The 19,971-nt window shown below is 75.5% G+C and carries 15 protein-coding genes; 11 read left to right on the top strand and 4 right to left on the bottom strand.

Going from position 1 to position 19,971, the window contains the following annotated elements; translation table 11 throughout:
- Positions 1 to 22 precede the first annotated feature (22 nt).
- Positions 23 to 931, top strand: a complete 909-nt coding sequence (locus GA0070623_RS06760; protein ID WP_067303709.1) for an alpha/beta fold hydrolase — start codon at positions 23 to 25, stop codon at positions 929 to 931.
- Between the two features lie 42 nt (positions 932 to 973).
- Here the strand turns inward: GA0070623_RS06760 and GA0070623_RS06755 are convergent, their stop codons facing one another.
- The 3 genes from GA0070623_RS06755 to GA0070623_RS06745 form a co-directional block, all read right to left on the bottom strand.
- Complete coding sequence (locus GA0070623_RS06755; RefSeq protein ID WP_067303562.1) at positions 974 to 2,164, bottom strand: S8 family serine peptidase; 1,191 nt, start codon at positions 2,162 to 2,164, stop codon at positions 974 to 976.
- The gene (locus GA0070623_RS06750; RefSeq protein ID WP_067303559.1) at positions 2,161 to 3,693 is read right to left on the bottom strand and encodes a S8 family serine peptidase; all 1,533 of its coding nucleotides are present in this window, start codon (positions 3,691 to 3,693) and stop codon (positions 2,161 to 2,163) included. The genes GA0070623_RS06755 and GA0070623_RS06750 overlap by 4 nt, the downstream gene beginning before the upstream one ends.
- Positions 3,694 to 3,794: 101 nt before the next feature.
- Entirely contained in the window at positions 3,795 to 5,126 is a 1,332-nt protein-coding gene (locus GA0070623_RS06745) for a hypothetical protein (RefSeq protein ID WP_157746954.1), read from the bottom strand.
- Between the two features lie 289 nt (positions 5,127 to 5,415).
- Here GA0070623_RS06745 and GA0070623_RS06740 point away from each other — a divergent pair, with 289 nt between their 5' ends.
- Complete coding sequence (locus GA0070623_RS06740) at positions 5,416 to 6,795, top strand: S8 family serine peptidase (RefSeq protein ID WP_157746953.1); 1,380 nt, start codon at positions 5,416 to 5,418, stop codon at positions 6,793 to 6,795.
- Here the strand turns inward: GA0070623_RS06740 and eccCa are convergent.
- The gene (eccCa, locus tag GA0070623_RS06735; protein ID WP_067315312.1) at positions 6,761 to 10,762 is read right to left on the bottom strand and encodes a type VII secretion protein EccCa; all 4,002 of its coding nucleotides are present in this window, start codon (positions 10,760 to 10,762) and stop codon (positions 6,761 to 6,763) included. The two genes, GA0070623_RS06740 and eccCa, sit on opposite strands and share 35 nt — an antisense overlap.
- 154 nt (positions 10,763 to 10,916) lie before the next feature.
- Between eccCa and eccD the strand changes: the two genes are divergently transcribed.
- From eccD to GA0070623_RS06690, 9 genes are all read left to right on the top strand, one after another.
- On the top strand, positions 10,917 to 12,308 hold the full coding sequence (gene eccD / locus GA0070623_RS06730) for a type VII secretion integral membrane protein EccD (RefSeq protein ID WP_157746952.1): 1,392 nt from the start codon (positions 10,917 to 10,919) through the stop codon (positions 12,306 to 12,308).
- A 4-nt stretch (positions 12,309 to 12,312) separates the two neighbouring features.
- Positions 12,313 to 13,707 (top strand): type VII secretion protein EccB, encoded by a 1,395-nt coding sequence (gene eccB / locus GA0070623_RS06725; RefSeq protein WP_067307534.1) that lies wholly within the window; start codon positions 12,313 to 12,315, stop codon positions 13,705 to 13,707.
- A 67-nt stretch (positions 13,708 to 13,774) separates the two neighbouring features.
- On the top strand, positions 13,775 to 14,071 hold the full coding sequence (locus tag GA0070623_RS06720) for a WXG100 family type VII secretion target (protein WP_067307532.1): 297 nt from the start codon (positions 13,775 to 13,777) through the stop codon (positions 14,069 to 14,071).
- A 31-nt stretch (positions 14,072 to 14,102) separates the two neighbouring features.
- Entirely contained in the window at positions 14,103 to 14,399 is a 297-nt protein-coding gene (locus GA0070623_RS06715) for a WXG100 family type VII secretion target (RefSeq protein ID WP_067307529.1), read from the top strand.
- A 59-nt stretch (positions 14,400 to 14,458) separates the two neighbouring features.
- Positions 14,459 to 14,839, top strand: coding sequence for a hypothetical protein (locus GA0070623_RS06710; RefSeq protein WP_067307526.1), 381 nt, complete (start codon positions 14,459 to 14,461; stop codon positions 14,837 to 14,839).
- Between the two features lie 4 nt (positions 14,840 to 14,843).
- On the top strand, positions 14,844 to 16,988 hold the full coding sequence (locus GA0070623_RS31350) for a hypothetical protein (RefSeq protein WP_067307523.1): 2,145 nt from the start codon (positions 14,844 to 14,846) through the stop codon (positions 16,986 to 16,988).
- A 24-nt stretch (positions 16,989 to 17,012) separates the two neighbouring features.
- Complete coding sequence (locus GA0070623_RS06700; RefSeq protein ID WP_067307519.1) at positions 17,013 to 19,082, top strand: hypothetical protein; 2,070 nt, start codon at positions 17,013 to 17,015, stop codon at positions 19,080 to 19,082.
- A gap of 81 nt (positions 19,083 to 19,163) precedes the next feature.
- Positions 19,164 to 19,610: a YbaB/EbfC family nucleoid-associated protein gene (locus GA0070623_RS06695; RefSeq protein ID WP_067307516.1), complete on the top strand. Its 447-nt coding sequence runs from the start codon at positions 19,164 to 19,166 to the stop codon at positions 19,608 to 19,610.
- Positions 19,610 to 19,942, top strand: coding sequence for a hypothetical protein (locus GA0070623_RS06690; protein WP_067307512.1), 333 nt, complete (start codon positions 19,610 to 19,612; stop codon positions 19,940 to 19,942). The genes GA0070623_RS06695 and GA0070623_RS06690 overlap by 1 nt, the downstream gene beginning before the upstream one ends.
- Positions 19,943 to 19,971 lie beyond the last annotated feature (29 nt).

Raw genomic sequence — 19,971 nt, 5'->3', positions numbered from 1 at the left:
TTATTCGCGGGTGGGAGGCCGGATGGCATCGGTGACGCCGGACTGGATCGATCGAAAGCTGTACCCGTTCCGGCACGGGACGCGGGACGTCGCCGGCCACCGGCTCCACTACGTCGACGAAGGCGACGGACCGACCCTGCTGCTGCTCCACGGCAACCCCACCTGGTCGTTCGTGTGGCGCAACGTCATCGCCCGACTGGCCGGCGAGTTCCGCTTCGTCGCGCCCGACCTGCCGGGATTCGGGCTCTCCGAGGCCCCCGCCGGCTTCGACGGCCGGCCGGTCTCCCTCGCGGCGGTGATCGAGCAGTTCGTGATCGACCTCGACCTGACCGACGTCGTGCTCGTCGCGCAGGACTGGGGTGGCCCGATCGGCCTGCGCGTCGCCGAACGCCGGCCCGACCGCTTCACCGGCCTGGTGCTCGGCAACACCTGGGCGTGGCCGGTCACCGGGGACCGCCACTTCGCCCGGTTCTCCGCGCTGATGGGCGGCCCGGTCGGCCGCTGGTGGATCCGGCACGCGAACCTCTGCGTCAATCTGATGATCCCGGCCGGTCACCGGCGACGCTCCCTCACCCGCGACGAGATGCGGCACTACCGGGCGGCCCTGGCCACCCCCGAGCGGCGGCAGGCCTCCGCGGTGCTGCCCCGCGAGATCGTCCACAGCGCGCCGTTCCTCGCCGACGTCGAGGCCGGCCTGCCCCTGCTACGGGACAAGCCCGCCCTGCTGCTCTGGGCCGACCGGGACATCGCGTTCCGGCGGACGGAGCTGGACCGCTGGCGGCGGGAACTGCCCGACGCCACCGTGGTCGAACTCGCCGGTGCCGGGCACTACCTCCAGTCCGACGCGCCGGCCGAGTTCGCCGACGCGCTGCGGACCTGGCACCGCGCGGTCACCGGCGCCCGGGGCGCCTCCGGGGCAGCCACCGACTGAGCCGACCGCCGCCGGCCCCGGGCCTCACCCGCCGCCGGGTCCTCACCCGGAGCCGGCCCGGATCCGCCGCGCGGGCCGGGCCCGACCGGAACCCCGGCGGGTGAGCGCGGCAGCCGCGACGAGCAGGGTCGCCACGAGCGCGCCGAGGGCGGTCAGGCCCGCCACCCGGGCCGCCCGGGACGGCCCGGGGGCGGTGGGAAGGACGACCGGACCGACCGGGGCCGGCACCGGCGGGGCCGCCTGGCGGGGGGCGAGCGCGGCGACCGCCGCGTACGCGTCGAGCGTCCCGGCCCCGAACCCGTGGTCCGGCCCGTCGCCCGGCGCGGGGATCGCGGTCCGTTCGAGACGGGCGCGCACCTCCGCCTGGGTCAGCTCGGGATGATACGACCGGATCAGCGCGGCGACCCCGGCGACGTGCGCGGCGGCCACCGCCGGACCGCCCACCCGGTAGTGACCGGACCCCTGCGGAGCGGTCCCGAGCCCGGCACCCGGGGCGGCGAGATCGGTGCCGGCGCCGGCCGCCACCGGACCGGCCTCCCCGTCGACGCCGATCGCGTTCACCGCCAGGGTCGTCGGGAACGCGGCGGGGTAGCCGACCGGCGGCTCCCCGCCGGACTGCTGCACCCGGTCGTCGACGGCGGCGACCACCAGGACGTCGTGGTCCACCGCGGCCCGAACGGCGTCGGCCAACTCGGGGGTGGCGGTGGCGACCCCGGTGCCGACCAGGATCACGTCCGCCCCGGCGGTGGTGGCGAGCCGGATGCCGGCGGCGAGCCGGGCCGGGCTGGTCCGGCGGTTCGGGTCGGTGATCCGGACCGGCAGGATCTCGGCGTCCGGCGCGATCCCGGTGGTGCCCACCCCGCTGGCCGGACGGGCCGCGACGATGCCCGCCAGGGCGGTGCCCCGCCCGGCGCAGTCGCTGTCCGCCCGGCCTCCGGTGACGTCGGCACCCGCGCGTACCGCCCCGGCCAGGGCGGGCGCGGCGGCGCTCACCCCGGTGTCCACGACGGCGACCACCACCCCGGCACCCCGGGTCAACGGCCAGATGGCCTGCGGGGCGAGCAGGCGCACCGCCCACGGGGTCGCGCGGGCGGTCACCGGGGACGGCCCGACGCAGCGGCCCGCCGTCGTGGGCAGCGGCGGCGGATCCTCGGCCCCGGCGGCGGCGACCGGCGGGGCGACGAGCACCCCGACGGCGACCAGCAGCGCGGCGACCCCGGCCGCACCGGTCACGGCAGCGACCCCGGCTCGCGCGGTGCCGGCGGTTGCTGCCGGATGGTCGACCGGTGGGGTGCCGCCCCGTGCGGAAGGCCCGCCGGCGGGGCGTCGGGCGGGAGGCCCGCCGGTACGGCGTCGGCCGGGTGCCGGGCGGTGAGCCGCCGGGACCGCCGGGCGAACACCCCCACCACGGTCAGCAGGAGGAGCCCGAGCCCGGCGGCGACCAACGCCAGCGCGGTGGACGGGCGGCCGCCGGCCGGGTTCGCCGCCGCAGCCGGGGCGGGGCTGACCGCCGCCAGCGGGTCGATCATGCCCCAGCCGTTCTCGGGGCCCGGACTCGACCGGGTTCCCGGGTCGGCGGTGGCGGTGATCCGGCGGGCCACCTGGATGGCGTGCGTCCCCGGCAACGCCGCGCGGACCAGCGCGGCCGTGCCGGCGACGTAGGCGACGGCGTACTCTGTGCCGCTGCGGACGTGTGGCCCGGTGCCACCGACGCCCAGCGTCGCCACGTCGAGGCCGGGCGCGACGACGTCGACCCCGCCTGCCGGGTACGCCAGCACCGGCCGTAGGTCGGGACCGACCCCGGCCACCCGCAGCAGGCCCTCCTGGGCCGGTGCCGCGCTGCCGTCGGCGGTGGTGGCGGGGGCGACGACCACCACGTCGTGCGCCACGGCCGAGCGGACCGCCTCGGTGACGGCGGGATCGGTGAGCTTCGCGTACCCGCCCAGGGCGATGACGGTCGCGCCGGCCGAGACGGCGACCTCGATACCGAGGGCGACCCGGGCCGGCTCGGCGTCGGTCGCCCCGGAGACGATCCGGACCGGCAGGATGGCCGCCTCGGGGGCCACCCCGACCACCCCTGCCGTCGCCGGGTCGTCACCGGGGTCGGCCGCGATCACGCTGGCCATCGCGGTGCCCGTACCCAGGCAGTCGGTGTCGGCGCGGGCCTTGCCGGTGAGGATGTCGGAACCGTGGGAGATCCGCCCGGCCAGGGCCGGCAGGTCGCCGTCGACGCCGGAGTCGAGCACCGCCACCAGCGTCCCGGCCCCGGTGCTGTGGGGCCAGGCCCGCGCCGGGGAGAGCAGCGCGTCGGCCCAGTTCGGGTTGCCGTCGCCGGAGGAGGCGGCGACGCAGGCCGCCCCACCCCCGCGGGGGCCGGGCCGGGCCGGCGGGGACTTCGGGGGGTCCACCGGGAGCAGGCCGTAGCGGACCTCCTCGCCGAAGGCGTCCCAGGGCAGCACCAGCAGCCAGCCGGGGACCAGCCGCTGCCCGACGGCGGTGAGGGCGCCGCCATCCGGTTGCCGGCGGCCCTCGTTGAGCCGGTAGATCTCGTCCGCCCGGCCGGGGTCGGCCAGGAACCGGGCGGCCACCCCGGACAGGTCCGTCACGCTGCCCTCCGACGCCGCCGCCACCGGGTAGTACTTGACGTAGGCCGGCGGTGGTGGGGGCGCGGCGCGGACCGGGGTGAGCGGGGCGAGCGCCAGCGCGCCGGTCGCCACCAGGCACCACAGCGACCGCGTCCACGAAACCAGCAACCGGGTCATCCACCGTCTCCTCGTGGCGGGCGGGCGCCGGTCGGCGCGACGCCCCGACCCGCCGGGCGTCGTCGGCGCGACGCCCCCGTCCCACAACGGGGCGACGCCGGTCACGGTTCACCGCCGTCGCCGGGGAACCCGCCGCCCGGCGCGGCGGCGTCGACGAGTTCGGCGTCGGGGCCGCCGGTGGCCGGTCGGACCGTCACCGACCACCGGGCCCGCATCGCCCGGCCGACGACGACCGGTACCAGCTGGTGACCGGTCAGGGTGGTGATCTGCCGGGCGAAGGCCAGCTCGGGACCGGACAGGGCGGCACTGCACAGCACCCCGGGGCCGGCCGGCAGGTCCGCCACGTCGGCGGGGAAGACCGACCGGTGCACCCATCCGGCGGGCAGGTCCGCCCCGAACAGGTCACCGACGACGGTGACCGTGTGCCCGGCGGCGTGGACCCGCTCGGCAATCGTCCGGGCCTGCTGGCCGGCGGCCCCCGCCGGGCCGGTCACGGTGAGTACGTCCGGGGTGCCGGCCAGGTCGACCCAGAGCGCCCAGCCCCGCCGCCGGCCCAGCCGGACCGGGAGCCGCATCGGCGGTGGGGGCTGCGCCGGGAGCTGCCAGACGTGGTACGCCGGCCCGCCCCCGGACGCCACCGTGGGCAGCCGGACCGCCAGCGTGCCGACGGCGGAGGTCACCTCGGTGTCGAGGTCGCCGTCGGTCCCGGCAGCCGGCGGCGGCGGGACCGGGGTCGGCGGGACCAGTCGTGCCGGGACCAGTGGCGCCGGGACCGGCGGCGGCGGGACCGGGGTCGGCGGGAGCAGCGGCGCGGGGCAGCCCACGTCGAGGGCGAGCCGGGTGGCGCCCGCCGGGAGCGCGCGGCGACGCCGGGCCGGCCGGCGCAGCAGGGTGGCGACGAGCAGCGCGACGGCGGCGAGCCCGGCGACGCCGACCAGGCGCTCCGGGTGCCCCGGTTCGTCGGCGGCCGGCGGTGCGCCGACGGCCCCGCCGGTCGGGAGCGGTCCGGTGCGGACACCCGGCCCGCGCGCGTCGAGGGGCAGCGCCAGCACCCAGCCGGGGCGTAGCTCGACCGGGTCGGTCAGCCGTCCGCCGTCGGGCTGGCGGCGGCCCTGGTTCAGCACGAAGATCTCCCGGTACCGGTTCCCGTCGCCGAGGGTGCCGGCCGCGATCTGGTAGAGGTACTCCCGCTGCCCGCCGACCGGCGGTCCCACCACGTAGTACCTCCCGGACGCGGTGGCGGCGGACGGCGTCGGCGCGTCCGGTGTCCCGCCGGGGGGTGCCGCCCCGGCGGCGGGAGAGGCGGCCGGCGCGAGGGCGGCCAGCAGCGCCGCCGTCAGCACCAGCGGGCCGCGCCGCGCCCGGTGGGTGCCGGCGTCGCGCCCGGTGGCCGGTCGTCGCCTGGCACCGGTGGTGCCGGTCGGCAGGTGCACGGGTTCCTCCTTCGTCCGGGCCGGGCGGAGCCCGTCCCGGCCGGTGCCTACAACGGCGGCGACCGGCGATCTGTTCAGCCCGGGTTCGCCGCCCCCGTGTCCGGTTGGCCGAATCGCAATCGACCGGACACCGGGCCGGCAGCGGGGACGCCGTAGCCTGGGCGCACCCCGACGACGCTGGGAGGTACCGCTGTCCCGCCCGCTGCCGGCGACCGGACGCCGCCGGACCCGACTCTCGCCCGCTCTGCTGCTGTGCTGGCTCGGCATCCTGACGTCGACGGTGGTCGCGGTGACCCCGGCGGTGGCCACCGGCGTGCCCACGCCCCCCACCGTCGCCCCGGCGGCTGCGCCCGGTGCGGGCGGCACACCGACCGGGTTCGTGAAGTACGTGGTGGTCGGCGCGGAGCAGGGCCGGGTCGAGCACCTCTGGGAGATCGCCCTGCGGGTGCTCGGTGACGCGCAGCGGTACCTGGAGATCTTCACCCTCAACAAGGGACGGGTCCAGCCGGACGGCGTCCCGGTCACCGATCCGGCCGTGCTGCGGCGGGGATGGCTCCTGGTGCTGCCGTGGGACGCCGTCGGCGCCGAGGTCAGCTACGGGCCGCTGCCGGTGTTCACCCCGGCGCGGCCGAGGGCGTCGAGCAGTCCCCGGCCGACCGGCCCGCCGGCCAGCGCCGTGGTCTGCACGGTCGCCCCGAAGCGGCGGATCGGCGGGGTGCCCTGGGCGCAACTGCGGTTGACCCCGGAGGTGGCCTGGACCCGTGGCCGGGGTGCGGGGGTCGCGGTCGCCGTCATCGACTCCGGGGTGGACGGCACACCGCCGGCCCTCGACGGCCGGGTACGGCCCGGAGCGGACGCCTCGGCCGATGCCGGCGGCGGCTCCCGGGGGGACCGGGACTGCACCGGACACGGCACGGCGATGGCCGGCATCGTCGCCGCCACCGCGCAGCGGGGCACCGACTTCGTCGGCCTCGCCCCCGAGGCGACCATCGTGCCGGTGCGGATCGGGACGTCCGCCGGGGTGGCGGACTCGACCGACCTGGTGACCGCGCTGCGGGCGGCGACGGCGGCGCGGGCCGGGGTCGCGCTGATCGGCGCTGCGGTGGACACCACCGACAGCCGGGTGGTGACGGCGCTGCGTACGGCGGTCGCCGGGGGCACCACCGTGGTGGTGGCGGCGCGGGCGGCGACCGCGGCGAAGGGTGCCGACCTGCCGGCGGGGGTGCTGCGGGTCGGCGCCGTCGGGCCGGACGACCGGCTGGCCGAGGTGCACCGCCCGGGAGAGGTCGACGTGGTGGCCCCGGGCGTGGACGTGGTGAGCGTCGGGATCGGGTCGGGGGAGGTGCAGGGCACGGGCGCGGACTACGCCGCGGCGTTCGTCGCCGGGCTGGTCGCCCTGGTCCGGTCCAGCGAGCCCCGGTTGGACGCCGTCGAGGCGGCGGCCCGGGTCAGGGCCACGGCGGACGGGGCCGCGGCGGTCTCCCCGGGTCGCCCCGACCCGTGGTACGGCTGGGGCATGATCAATCCGGCGGCGGCGGTGAACGCCCGGTCGGCCGGTGTCGCCAGCACCGTGCAGCGGCGGAGCCCGGCCGGCGCGGTCGCCGCGTTGGCGGCGATCCTCGCGCTCGCCGCCCTCACCGTCGGCCTGCGTCGCCGTCGACGGAACTGACACCCGGGTCGGGTTCGACGTACCCGGTCTGGATCATCCGGTGCCCGCGCCGGGTCAGCACCATCGCCCGGCCGGGCGGCAGGTGCCGGCCCTTCACCCCGCCGAGCAACGGCCCCTCGGTCGGCGGGCACGACAGGGCGAGGTCCGGGCTGCTGGCCTCCTGGAGGCGACGCAGCAGCGGGTCCATCGACATCCGCATCAGGTTCGCGGTACCCCGGACCACCACCACGTGCAGCCCGATGTCCACCCCGTGCGGCACGTACGGGATGAGGGGCTGCAGGGGGTTGTCCTGCCCGGCGAGCATCTCGAAGTCGTCGACCAGCACGAACAGCCGGGGTCCGGTCCACCAGTCGCGGCGGCGTAACTGCTCGGGGCTGATCTCCTTACCCGGCAGCCGCCCCTTGAGGCCGACCACGGCGTCGGCGACGGTCTCCCGGGTGGAGTCGGTGGAGACCGAGTAGCCGAGGCGGTACTCGGCCGGCACCGAGTCGAACAGCTGCCGTCGGTAGTCGACGATCAGGATGCGCGCCTCGGCCGGGGTGAACCGGCCGACGATCAGGCGGGCCAGGTGCCGCAGCAGGTTGGTCTTGCCGCTCTGGCTGTCGCCGAGCGCGGTCAGGTGCGGCAGCTCCGCGAAGTCGTGCCAGTACGGCTTGAGGTCGGACTCGTCCAGGCCGAGCGGCATCCACAGGTCGCCCTCGGCGGGCGGCAGGTCGGCGGCGGGCAGCACCGCCGGCAGGGTACGTACCGGCGCGGCCACCGGTCCGTGCCAGAACTCGGCGACCGTGGCGGCCAGCTCCCGTGCCCCCTCGGCCGTGCTCGACGGATCCGGCACGCCGTCGATGCGCGGCAGCGCCCCCAGGAAGTGCAGCTTCTCCGGGGTGAGGCCGTGCCCCGGCGCACGCGGCACGGTGGCCGCCAGCCGCAGGTCGATGGCGGAGTCCACGGCGTCGCCGAGGCGCAGCTCCAGCTTGATGCCGAGCTGGTCGCGCATGCTGTGGTGGACCTCCGACCAGCGGGCCGCGCTGACGATCAGGTGGACGCCGAAGTTGAGCCCCCGGGCGGCGATCTGCCGCAGCGCGACCTCCAGCGGCTCGAACTCCTGCCGCAACGTGAACCAGCCGTCGACCACCAGGAACACGTCGCCGTACGGGTCGTCGGTGATCCGGCCGTCGGCCCGTGACTGCCGGTAGGTCTGGATGCTGTCGATGCCCTGCTCGGTGAAGCGCCGCTCCCGTTGGTTGATCAGGCCGGTGACCTCGGCGACGGTCCGGCCGACCCGGTCGGTGTCCAGCCGGCCGGCGACACTGCCCACGTGCGGCAGCCCGGCGACGGTGCCCAGCGTGCCGCCGCCGAAGTCCAGGCAGTAGAACTGCACCTCGGTGGGGCGGTGGGTCAGCGCCAACGCGCAGATCAGGGTCCGGATCAGGGTGCTCTTGCCGCTGCGGGTGCCGCCCGCCACGCCGATGTGTCCACCCACCCCGGACAGGTCCACGGTGAGCAGGTCGCGCAGCTGCTCGTAGGGCTTGTCGATGAAGCCGAGCGGGACGACCAGCCGGCCGTTGCCGGGCCAGTCGGCGGCGACCAGCCCGAGGTCGGGATCCGGGGTCAGCGCCGTGAGCAGGCTGTCCAGGGTGGGGGAGTCGGCCAGCGGCGGCAGCCAGACCTGATGGGCCGGCGGCCCGGAGTCGACCAGTTGGTCGGTGACGATCGAGAAGACACTGCGCGCGGCGGGCGGCTCCGGCTCGGCCGGGTCGGCGGGCGGCGCGGGGTCCACCGGCGGCAGGGCCGGTGCGCCGACCGGCACGAGGTCCAGCCGGTAGGGCACCACCTGTCGCTGGACCACGTCCTGGCGGACCCGGCTCCGGCGGGGACGGTACTCCCCGGAGACGTACGCGGCCTTGAACCGGAGCAGGGTCGAGACGTCCATCCGCAGGTAGCCGTTGCCCGGGGCGGCCGGCAGCTCGTAGGCGTCGGGCACCCCGATCACCGAGCGGGACTCCATCGCCGAGAAGGTCCGCAACCCGATCCGGTACGACAGGTGCGACTCCAACTGCCCGATCCGGCCGTCGTCGACGCGCTGGCTGGCCAGCAGCAGGTGCACGGCCAGCGAACGGCCGAGCCGCCCGATCATGACGAACAGGTCGATGAAGTCCCGGTGCGCGGCGAGCAGCTCGGAGAACTCGTCGACGACCACGAAGAGGGTGGGCAGCGGGTCCAGCGGGGCGCCGCCGGCCCGGGCTTTCTCGTACTCCAGCACCGAGCTGTAGCCACCGGCGGCCCGCAGCAGCTCCTGCCGGCGGACCAGCTCGCCGTGCAGGGCGTCGCGCATCCGGCCGACCAGCGACGCCTCGTCGGCCAGGTTGGTGATCACCGCCGAGGTGTGCGGCAGCCGGTCCAGGCCGAGGAAGGTGGCCCCGCCCTTGAAGTCGACCAGGACCAGGTTGAGCGTCTCCGAGGAGTGCGTGACGGCCAACGCCAGCACCAGCGTGCGCAGCAGCTCGCTCTTGCCGGAGCCGGTCGCGCCGATCAGCATCCCGTGCGGGCCCATGCCGCCCAGGGCGGACTCCTTGATGTCGAGCTCGACCGGAGCCCCGGTGGCGTCCACCCCGATCGGCACCCGCAGCCGCTCGTCCGGCCCGCGCCGGTCGCGCAACGCGGCCAGCTCCAACCGTTCCAGGTCGGGCACCCGCAGCAGGGTGCCGAGGTCGAAGTCGGCCTTCATCGGTTCGGGGGCCAGCTCGGTGCTGACCGCCAGCCGGTAGGGCGACAGCAGCCGGGCGACCGTGCGGGCCGCCGCCGGGCCGAGCAGGTCCGGTGCGGCGAGCACCTGCCGGGTCTCCTGGCCCACCCGGTCCCGCCCGAGCATGGTCAGCGTGCCGTCGGCGACCTCCAGGTTGAGGATGCCCTTCCCGGTGGCCACCGGCGGGTCGTCCAGGTCGACGAAGACCGCGTTGCGGTAGCCGCCGGTGGTGAGCCGGTGACCGGCGGGCACCCGGCCGCCGTCGCGGACCACCACCACGTACGGCTCGTCCCGGTCGGGGGTGACGCCCGGCTCGTAGCGGGGGCGGCCGGTGAACTCCGCGCCGAGCAGCCGTTCGAGGCGTTCGATCCCGTCGGCGGCCAGCCGCGTCGCCCCGGCGGCGTCCTGTTCGGTGGGGTGCTGGGTATGCGGCAGCCACTTGACCCATTCCCAGGCCGCCAGCCCGTCCGGGTCGACACAGAGCGCCACCCGGACCTCCTCCGGTGCGTGCAACGCGCCGAGCTGGGTGAGCAGGGCCCGCAGCAGCGCCCGCGCGGCCGTCCGGTCCCCGGTCACCCGGATCTCGGCGAAGCCCGGCAGGAACAGCGCCACCGGCTGGTCCGGCAGGGTGCTGTACGCCCGGATGAACCGACGCAGCGCCTTCGCGGCCACCGGTTCGAGGTCCTCGACCGGTTTGGTCTGCATCGGCGCGATCCGGACCGCCAGCCGCTGCTCACCGGTGCCGACCCGGATCTCCAGGAAGTCCGGGTGGGTGGGGCGGCGCTCCCAGCGGCGGGTGGTCATCGCCAGCGACCACAGCGACGCCGGGTCAGGGTGCCGCCACAGGCTGGAGTCCCGCTGGTCCTGGGCGAACCGGCGGGCCCGACGGCGGTGCTGGGCGAGGTAGCGCAGGTAGTCGCGGCGGTCGCCGCCGTGCCGCTGCTTGCGTTCCCCACCACTGGCGATGACCGAACCGATCATCACCCCGCCCATGGCGACCGCCATCATGCCGGCCATCACCCAGGTCAACGGACCCCGTGACGGACCCATGAACATCAGCATCATCACGCCGGTCATCAGCGCCATCGGCAGCACCATCATCGCCTGCCGGGCGCCGTTGTGCTGCGGCTCGCTCAGCTCCGGCGGCTCCTGGAGGGTCAACTCCCCGGTCGGCATCTCCGGCCCGCTGCGTCGTGCCGGCCGCCGGAACAGCACCGTCCCCATGCTCGTCTCCCTCCACCCGGGCCGTCGGCCCCCCTCCACAACGGAGCACGGGCCGATCCGGGTCGATCCCGCTTTCCGGCCGGGGTCCGTCGGCGGGCGAAGAAAATTCCGCCGGGCCGTTGAACGTTCTCGGGCGGTTGCCGTTGAAGGGGCCGTGACAGGCACCGAGACCGAGCAGATGTGCCGGCTGGTCGTACGCGGACCGAGCCGGCAGATCGAGGTCGCCGTGCCGGTCGGGGTGGTCGTGGCCGACCTGTTGCCGGCGCTGCTGCACCACCTCGGCGACGGGCTGGCCGACACGGGGTTGAGCCACGGCGGTTGGGTCCTGCAACGTGCCGGCTCGGCCCCGCTGGACGAGGAGAGCAGCGTCGCCGCGCTCGACCTGCACGACGGCGACCTGGTGTACCTGCGTCCGCGCGCCGACCAGTTGCCCGAGGTCGACTTCGACGACCTCGTCGACGGGATGGCGACCGGGGTGCGGGACCGCCCCGGCCGGTGGCGTCCCGAGCTGGTCCGCCCGGTGGTGCTGGGGCTGGCCGGGCTGCTGTTCGCCGTCGGGCTGGTGGCCCTGGCGCTGCCCGGCCCGGTGCCGCTGCGGGCGGTGGCGGCGCTGGCGGTGGCGGCGGTGGCGTTGGGCGGCGGGGCCGCCGTGGTCCGGGCCGCCGCCGAGCGGGGGTTCGGCGTGCTGCTGGCCGTCGCCGCGACCGGCTACGCCGGCCTGGCCGGGCTGGTGCTGCCCGGCGACGGCGGGGCGGTCGGCGCGGGGACGACCGGGCCGCAGGTGCTCGGCGGGACCGCCACCGGGGCGGCGGTGGCGGTGCTCGCCGCCGGCCTGCTCGGCGCGGCCACCCCGCTGTTCGTCGCCGGCTCCGTCGCGCTGCTGCTGGGGGTGCTCGGCGGGGCCGCCGCCACGGTCGGCGGGCTGACCGGGCCGCAGTCCGGCGCGGTGGTGGCGCTGGCCGCGACCGCACTGGTGCTGACCGTGCCCCTGTTCGCGTTCCGGCTGGCCGGGATGCGCCTCGCCCCGCTGCCGACCCGACCCGAGCACCTCCAGGAGGACATCGACCCGGAACCCGCCGGCCCGCTGATGGACCGGGCGCGGGCCGTCGACCGGCTGATGACCGCCCTGTACGCCGGCCTGGCGACGGCCACCGCCGTGGCGCTGCTGCCGGTGGCGCACCGGGCGGGGTGGGCGGAGGTGACCCTGGTGATGCTGGTCGCGCTGGTCTGGTTGCTCAACGCCCGACCGATGACCAGCGCCTGGCACCGGCTGACCCAGGCGGTGCCGGCGCTGGTGGGGCTCGTCGCGGTCGCCGTGGACGCCCTGGCCGGTGCGGGGCCGCTGGCGCGGGTGCTGGCGTTGGCGGTGCTGCCGGTCGCCGTACCGGCGTTGCTGCTGGCCGGGCGCAGCCTCCCCGGGCGGCGGGTGACGCCGTACTGGGGGCGGGTCGGTGACCTGACGCTGACCGCGGCGGCGGTGGCGCTGCTGCCGATCGGGCTCGCCGTCCTGCACGTGTACGACTACTTCCGGGCGATCGGGGGCTGAGGTCGTGCAGTCCCGACGTGACCAGGTGCAGGCGCAGTCCCATCTGCTCGGCCGGCTCACCGCCGCGCTGGTGGCCGGGGAGCCGGACGGCCTGGAGACGCCGCACCGGCGTACCACCGTCGGCCTGCTCGCCGGGGTCCTGGTCGCCGCGCTGGTGGTGGGCGGCTTCACCCTGTACGGCTTCTTCGCCCCCGGCGGGGCCACCGCCTGGCGCAAGGCCGGGTCGCTGGTGGTGGAGAAGGAGACCGGCTCGCGCTACCTCTACCTGGACGGGCGGCTGCGCCCGGTGCTCAACTACGCCTCGGCCCGGCTGCTGCTCGGCGAGGAACTCGCCGTGGTCACCGTGTCGGCGAAGTCGCTGCGCGGGGTGGCGCACGGGCAGCCGTTGGGCATCGTCGGCGCCCCCGACGTGCTGCCGACCGGTGGCCTGGCCGGTGCCCGGTGGACGGCGTGCGCGCCCAGCGCCACGGACCTGGCCGGCACCGAGACGACCGCGCTCACCCTCGCCGTCGCCCCGGCCGTCGACGGGACGCCGTTGGCCGCCGACCGGGCGGTGCTGGTCCGGCCGACGGCTGACCCGACCGCCGGTTACCTGATCTGGAACGGTCACCGCTTCCGGCTCACCGCACCGTGGCTACCGGCGGTGCTGGGTCACGACGGGCCGCCGGTGAGCGTACCGGCGGCCTGGTTGGACCTGATCCCGGCCGGGGCGGACCTGGGGCCGGTGGCGGTGCCGGGGCGCGGCGCGGCCGGGCCGATGGTCGACGGTCAGCCGACCCGGATCGGTCAGCTGTTCACCGCCCGGCCGGCGGACGGGGCGGAACGGCACTACCTGCTGCGTCGCGACGGCCTGGCCCGGCTGACCCCGCTGGCGTACGCGCTGCTGGCCGCCGACCCGGCGACCGTGGCCGGGTATGGCGGTCGGGCGGTGGTCCCGACCGTGCTGAGCCCGGCGGCGCTGGCCCGGCTGCCGCTCGTGGCCCGACCGCCGCTGGCCGGGGAGCTGCCGGCGGTGGCCCCGACGGCGGCCGTCCGTCCCGCCGGCCTCACCTGGTGCCTGCGGTTCGGTGCCGACGGACGACCGCAGGTCGTGGCGGCCCGGCCGGTGCCGGCGGCCGGCATCGTCCGCGGCGGCGTGGGAGTGACCCGGACGGCGCACACCGCCGACGCGGTGGCGGTCGCGCCCGGACGCGGCGGACTGGTGGTCGCCGGCCGCGCCGGGCAGCCCGGCACCGGCTACCACCTGGTGACCGATGCCGGGGTGAAGTACCCGCTCGCCGGTGCGGCGGTGGCGGAGCGGCTGGGTTACCCCCCCGCCGTCGCGACCGTCGTCGCCCCGGAACTGATCGACCTGCTGCCGACCGGTCCCGCCCTCGACCCGGCCCGGGTCGTCGGATGAGACCGGCCCGGCCAGCGCAGCCGGCGGCGCGGAACCGCCGCGACCGCCCGAACCGGAAGGAGCGCCGATGCCACTCGGCAACGAGGTAGACGAGCAGACCATCCGCAACACCATCTCGGCGATGAACCAGACCGACGCCCAGTGCGACGCGGCACAGCGCGCCGTCGACAACACGTCCAGCTTCCTGGACACCCAGTGGCGCGGGGAGGCGAAGACGACCTTCACCACCTCGATCCAGCAGTGGCTGGAGGGGCTGAGCAAGGTCAAGCAGGGGCTGCTCGACCTGAACACCGCGATGACCTCGCACTACCAGACCAGCGCACAGGTGGAGCAGGACAACGCCCTCTCCGCGAGCTGGACCTGACCACCGACCGAACCCTCACAAAGGACGATCCATGCCGTCGTACGGACTCAACCCCAACGGGCTGCTGGACAGCTCGGCCGAGCTGCAGGGCGTGACCACCAGCATCCAGAACGCGATCGACGAGCTCAACACCGTCGTCCAGACGTACGTCAACGCCAACTCCGGTGACACCCGGGAGGCGTTCACCGCGGCGCAGGCCAAGTGGAACACCGGGATCACCGAGATGCGCCAGGCGCTCGCCGACGCCTCGTCCCGGCTGGACCAGATCCACGACAACTACCGGCTGGGCGACGCGCGGGGCGCCGCGCTGTTCCAGGGCAACGTCTGACCCCCGGTGCGGCGGGCGGTCCCGGGCCGCCCGCCCACCCTCACCCAACGGAGGAACCGATGCCGATCGTCATCGACGAGCCGTACATCAACCAGCTCATCGCGAAGCTCAACAGCCTGCGGGACGCGGTCGACACCGCCACCTCCGGGCAGGGCCAGTACGTCTCGCAGACGCTGCGTGACCTGGTCGTCTCGGCCGGGACGAACAACTTCGAGCCCGGCCGGACCATCCGCGACCAGATCAACAAGACAGGGGACACCCTGCTGGCCCGGATGACCAGCCACCGGACCACGATGAACAGCCTCGCCGTCGGGCTGACCGAGCTGCTGGCCAACTCGGAGTACATCGAGTCGCTCAACGCGGTCACCGCCGAACGGTTCCTGGAGTACCTGCCGGGCACCGGCACCTCGCCCAACCCCACTCCCAACCCGACGGCGTGACCCGGTGACCGCCCCGTACCAGGACATGGCCCAGTGGACCTGGGAGTCGATGCTCCAGAACGTGCTGGGGGAGGGCAGGGACGGGCCGGACGGCACCAGCGGCACCATGCTGGACCGCAAGCTGGTGGCCGGTCCGGACGTCCGGTGGCTGCGTCTTGTCGACCACCTGGACAACGTGACCGAGTCCTCGCAGCCGCCCAGCGACGGTGACATGACCAACCGGATCGACTCGCTCGACGGCAACGAGTTCTTCCTCTACCGGATCAGCTCGGTCGGCTCGCTGCGGGACGGGCAGCCCCACTACACCACCCGGACCCAGTTCATCCAGGTGAAGATCGTCTTCAACGACTCGCAGACCGAGGGGGCACCCTCCCCGCGCGGCGCCTTCGAGACCTTCTACAAGTCCAGCGAGGGCGCGTTGCAGCGGCTGACCAGCGGCACCAACCCGGTGTTCAGCTGGAAGAGCTTCACCGACGCGGCCAAGATGCTGCACGACGTGGAGAGCAGCCTGATCAGCACCGAACGGGAGCTGAAGACCATCCTGGACCGGGTCGGCGACGACGCCTCCGGGTTCCAGGGCAACGCCTCCGGGGTGTTCATCGGGGCGGTGGCGAACCTGCGTCGGGACGTCCACCGGCTCTCCGTCGACATGAACGCCAGCAGCGCCGACCGGGCCTGGTCCGACCAGGTCGACGACGTGGTCGACGACATGACGACCTTCCGCAACAAGATCGCCAGCTCGTTCCGGGAGTTCAGCGACCACACGTTCCAGTGGTTCAACGGCTACAACCCGACCACGTTGATCGACTCGTTGAAGAAGATCATCACCGAGGTCAGGACGGGTAACTTCAGCCAGGTCACGATCACCCTGCCGGACGCGTACGGCAACGGCACGGTGAACAGCGGCACCTTCAACCTGATGACCGAGGCCGGCTGGCAGAGCGTCGACAACATGATCAAGGGTGCCTGGCTCGGCCAGTTGCGGGAGCTGGACGCCACGATGCGTACCGAGCTGGCGCGGTTGACCACCCGGCTGCGGTCCGTCACCCACCTGGTGAGCGTCATCTCGCCCCCACCGACCACCACCGGCGCCACCCCGCCGCCGGTGGGCACCCCCAACCTCAACGGTCCGGATCTGAACGGCGGTGGCGGACCCGGCATGGGCGGTGGTGGTGACCTGGGCGTGGGTGGTGGTGGTGACCTGGGCGTGGGTGGTGGTGGTGACTTGGGCGTGGGTGGTGGTGGTGGTGACTTGGGCGTGGGCGGTGGTGGTGACCTGGGCATGGGCGGTGGCGGTGACTTGGGCATGGGTGGCGGTGGTGACCTGGGCGTGGGTGGCGGTGGTGACCTCGGTAAGGGCGGGGGTGAGCTCGGCGGGGGGTCCGGCCTCGGGCTCGGTGGCGATCTGGGTCTGGGCGGTGGCTCGGGTGTCGGTGGCGGTGACCTCGGCACCGGTGGGTCGACCGGCGGGCTCGGCGGCGCCGACTGGGACGACCTGCTCGGCGGTGGCACGGGCTCCGGCTCGGCCGGTGGCGGCACCGGCGGCGGGCTCGGCGTCCCCGGGCTGGGCGGCGGTGTCGTAGTTCCGGGCCTGCCCCCCGTGCTGGGTGGGTCGGGCAGCCTGGGTTCCTCAGGCGGTTCGGGTGGCGTGGGCGGGGTCAGGGGCGGCGGGGCGGGTGGCCTCGGCGGCGACACGACCACCCCGTCGGCTCAGTTCCCGACCGACGTGGACGGCGTCGACGTCGGCAACCTGGGCGGCGGCTCCCCGGGCGAATCCTCGACCGGCGGGGTGGCGCTCGGCAGCGAACTGGCCGCGTTGCTCGGTGAGCCGGCAGGCCTCGGACCCGGCGGCACCGGGGCGCGCGGCACGGACGCCGCCTCCTCGTCGGCCGGTGGGTTCCCGATGATGCCCCCGATGGGTGGCATGGGCGGCATGGGTGGGGGCGGTCAACAGGGGGAGAAGGACCGTGAGCGCAAGACCTGGCTGGAAGAGGAGGAGGACGTCTGGGGCACCGACCCGGAGTGCGGGATGGCCGTCATCGGCCGGACCGAGACGTCCGAGCAACCGGCCGTCACGGTGCCGGCCGCACCACGCCGACCCGGTCAGTCGCCCGGCCCCACCCGTACGACGGGACGTCGCCGTGGCTGACCGGCGACCCGGGCGGGCCGCGCGATGACCGCCCCGAATCCGGAGTACACCGGCTGGACCTGGGAACGGATGCTCCAGGACGTCCTCAACGAGGGCCGCGACGGTACCGACCAGGGCAGCGGCACCCTGATCGACCGCGACCTGGTCGCCGGTCACGGGGTTTCCTGGGTCCGGTTCGTCGAACGACGTACCCAGGAGCTGGACCGGGGCACCCGCCCCACGGTCGACCCCGGGGACCGGGAACTGATGGGCTACCGCCGGATCGGACCCGGAGTGGACGACCCGCAGCGCGACCTGTGGGAGATCGTGCGGGGCCACGTCACCTTCTGGGAGGGCACCGGCGGCCCGCCACCGGCCACCGCGTTCGACAGCTTCTACCGGGCGAGCGTCAACGCCCTCACCCGGTTGTACGCCGGCGCCAACGGCTGGTTCAGTGAACGCAGCTTCACCGACGCCGGCAACCTGCTCTGGCGGGTCGAGCAGACGCTGCTCACCACCGCCGCCGAGCTACGGGTGCTACGCGACGGGATCAACGGGACCGGTTCCGGCTTCGCGGGGTCGGCCTCGGCGGTCTTCGTGGCGGCGCTGACCACCCTGCACGCCGACATCGACCGGCTCACCCGGGACATGAACGCCACGAACGAGGCCAACGCCTGGTCGGACCGGGTCTTCCGGCAGTCGAACGACCTGCTGATGTTCCGCGAGCGGATCAACGACGCCTGGCGGGAGTTCAGCGACCACACCCACCAGTGGTTCAACACGTACCACCCGACCACGCTGTTCAGCACGGTCCGCAGCGTCCTCGCGCAGGCCGACCAGGGCAGCCTGAACGCGGTCCGGGTCACCATCCCGGACACCTACGGCACCGGGCCGGTCGGCGGCACGTTCGACCTGACCACCGCGGCCGGCTGGACCGGGCTCGACGTGCTGCTCCGCACCGCCTGGCTGCGGCAGCTCGTCCGGCTCGACCTGGCGATGCGCGACGCACTGGCCCAGCTCGTCGCCGCGTTGCGGGAAACCGGCGGGATCGTCAACCGGTTCACGGGTCCGTCCGGCGGCGGCACGCCACCGCCGTCGGGTTCCCCGGACGGTCCCACCGACGGCCCGCCGCCCCGCGACGAGGTGCGGTTCACCAGCACCGGGTTCGACGGTGCCGGGTTCGACGGGACCGGTTCCGGTGCCTCCGGGGGTGGGGGGTCGGACCTGGCGTTCTCCTCCTCCTCGGCGGCCGGCGGGTCGGGGGGGATGCCGACCGGTGGCCCGGTGGCCATCGGTGCGGTCGGTGCGCTGGGTGGCGGCGGGTTCGGCGGGGCGGGCTTCTCGACCCTCGGCGCGGGGAACCCGGCCGGCGGCTCCGGCGCCGCCGGCTCCCCGGGCGTGACCGCGGAGATCGGCACCTCGGGGCTGGCCGGCGACGGCGTCGGGGCGGTCGCCGCCCTCGGGCGTACCGGCGTCGGCGGCTGGGGTGGCGGCGCGCTCGCCGGGGTGGGTGGCCTGGCCGGCGGCGTCGGCCCGGTGATCGGCGGGCGCGTCGCGGGCGGCGTCCCGGACGGCGACCGCCGTTCCGGCGGGGCGCTGGGCGACTGGGCCGACGGCGGCGTCGACATCGGCGACCTGGCCGACGGGCCGGTCGCCCTGCCGTCCCGTGCGGCGCTCGGCGGCTCCGCCGTCGGCCGGGAACTCGCCGCCCTGCTCGCCGGTCCGCTCGGCGGCGCCGGCGGTGCGGGCTCACCCGCAGGGTCGGGACTGCCCGGCGTCGGGACGTCGGGTGGGGCCGGCGGCCAGGGTATGTCGAGCGCGACGGGCGGCGGCTCCCCAACGGCCGGGCCGCTCGGCGGCCGTCCGGTCGGGCCACCGCTCCTGCCGTCGGTCGGTGCCCCGGGGGGCCGGGGGACCGGCGACGACGCGCGCCGCAGTACCCGGTTGACCGAGGACGACCAGTCGTGGGGAGCCGACCCGACGTGTACGGCGGCGGTGGTCGGCCGCACCGACCCGCCGAGGCGGCGGCCGGCGGCGACGCCGGTGGAGGTGGGGGAGGTCCCCGCCGCCGGCCCGGTGGTCCACGGCCGCGAGCAGGCGCACGGCCGAGGTTGACCGGCGGCACCGGGCGACGGACGACCGTCGTCGGCGGTGCCCCGCACCAGACGAACCACCGATCCCTCAGGAGGTGAGGACATGTCGAGCCCGTTGTCCAACCAGGTCGAGCAGGCGCTCGCCGAACTCGAACGGCAGAAGGCCGCGATCGACGAGATCCAGGGTGGCCTGCACACCGTCTACAGCACGGTCACCGCGAAGAACCGGGCGGTGGCGGTGACCGTGGACAGCCGGGGGGCGGTCACGGCGATCAAGTTTCCGACCTCGGCGTACCGGTCGATGGCCGGCCCGGAGTTGGGCGAGTTGCTGGTCGACACGATCGAGGCGGCCCGGGGCGAGGCGATGGCCCGGACCGTGGCCGCGTTCGAGTCGATGCTCCCCGCCGGGCTGCCCATGATCGACCTGCTGACCGGCGGGGCCGACCCGGAGCACGGTCCGCTGCCGATGGACAAGCTGCTCACCGAGATGTTCCGGACGGCCGGGCCGACCGACGACCCGACGCCGTCGCCCCCGGCCGGAGCCCACTGATGGCCCCCGCCGAGGGACCGATCGGCGCCGACACGGGCCGGCTCACCAACCCGAACTTCGACCCGTTCACCGAGGAACTGGACCGGGTCCAGCAGGCGCTGCGCAACAGCGACACCGACCATCCCGGGCTCGTCGGGGAACCGTACGCGGACATCGACGAGATCGTGGCGAACCTGCCGAAGGCGTCGGTCGGCGCGGACCTGATCAGGCTGCTGGGCGCGGTGCCGCAGGGCTACCAGGAGGACCTGCGGGAGCTGGGCCAGCTCCTGGCCAGCGTGGAGGCGACCAACGCCGACATCTCCGGCGGGGTCAACACCGGGCGGCACACCTAGCGGCTGGCTCGTGTCCGCCGCAGGCGGGT

Source organism: Micromonospora rifamycinica, assembly GCF_900090265.1.
Classification (GTDB): Bacteria; Actinomycetota; Actinomycetes; order Mycobacteriales; family Micromonosporaceae; genus Micromonospora; species Micromonospora rifamycinica.
The sequence above is the reverse complement of the archived record's forward strand: the minus strand, read 5'-3'. Positions and strand labels throughout refer to the sequence as shown.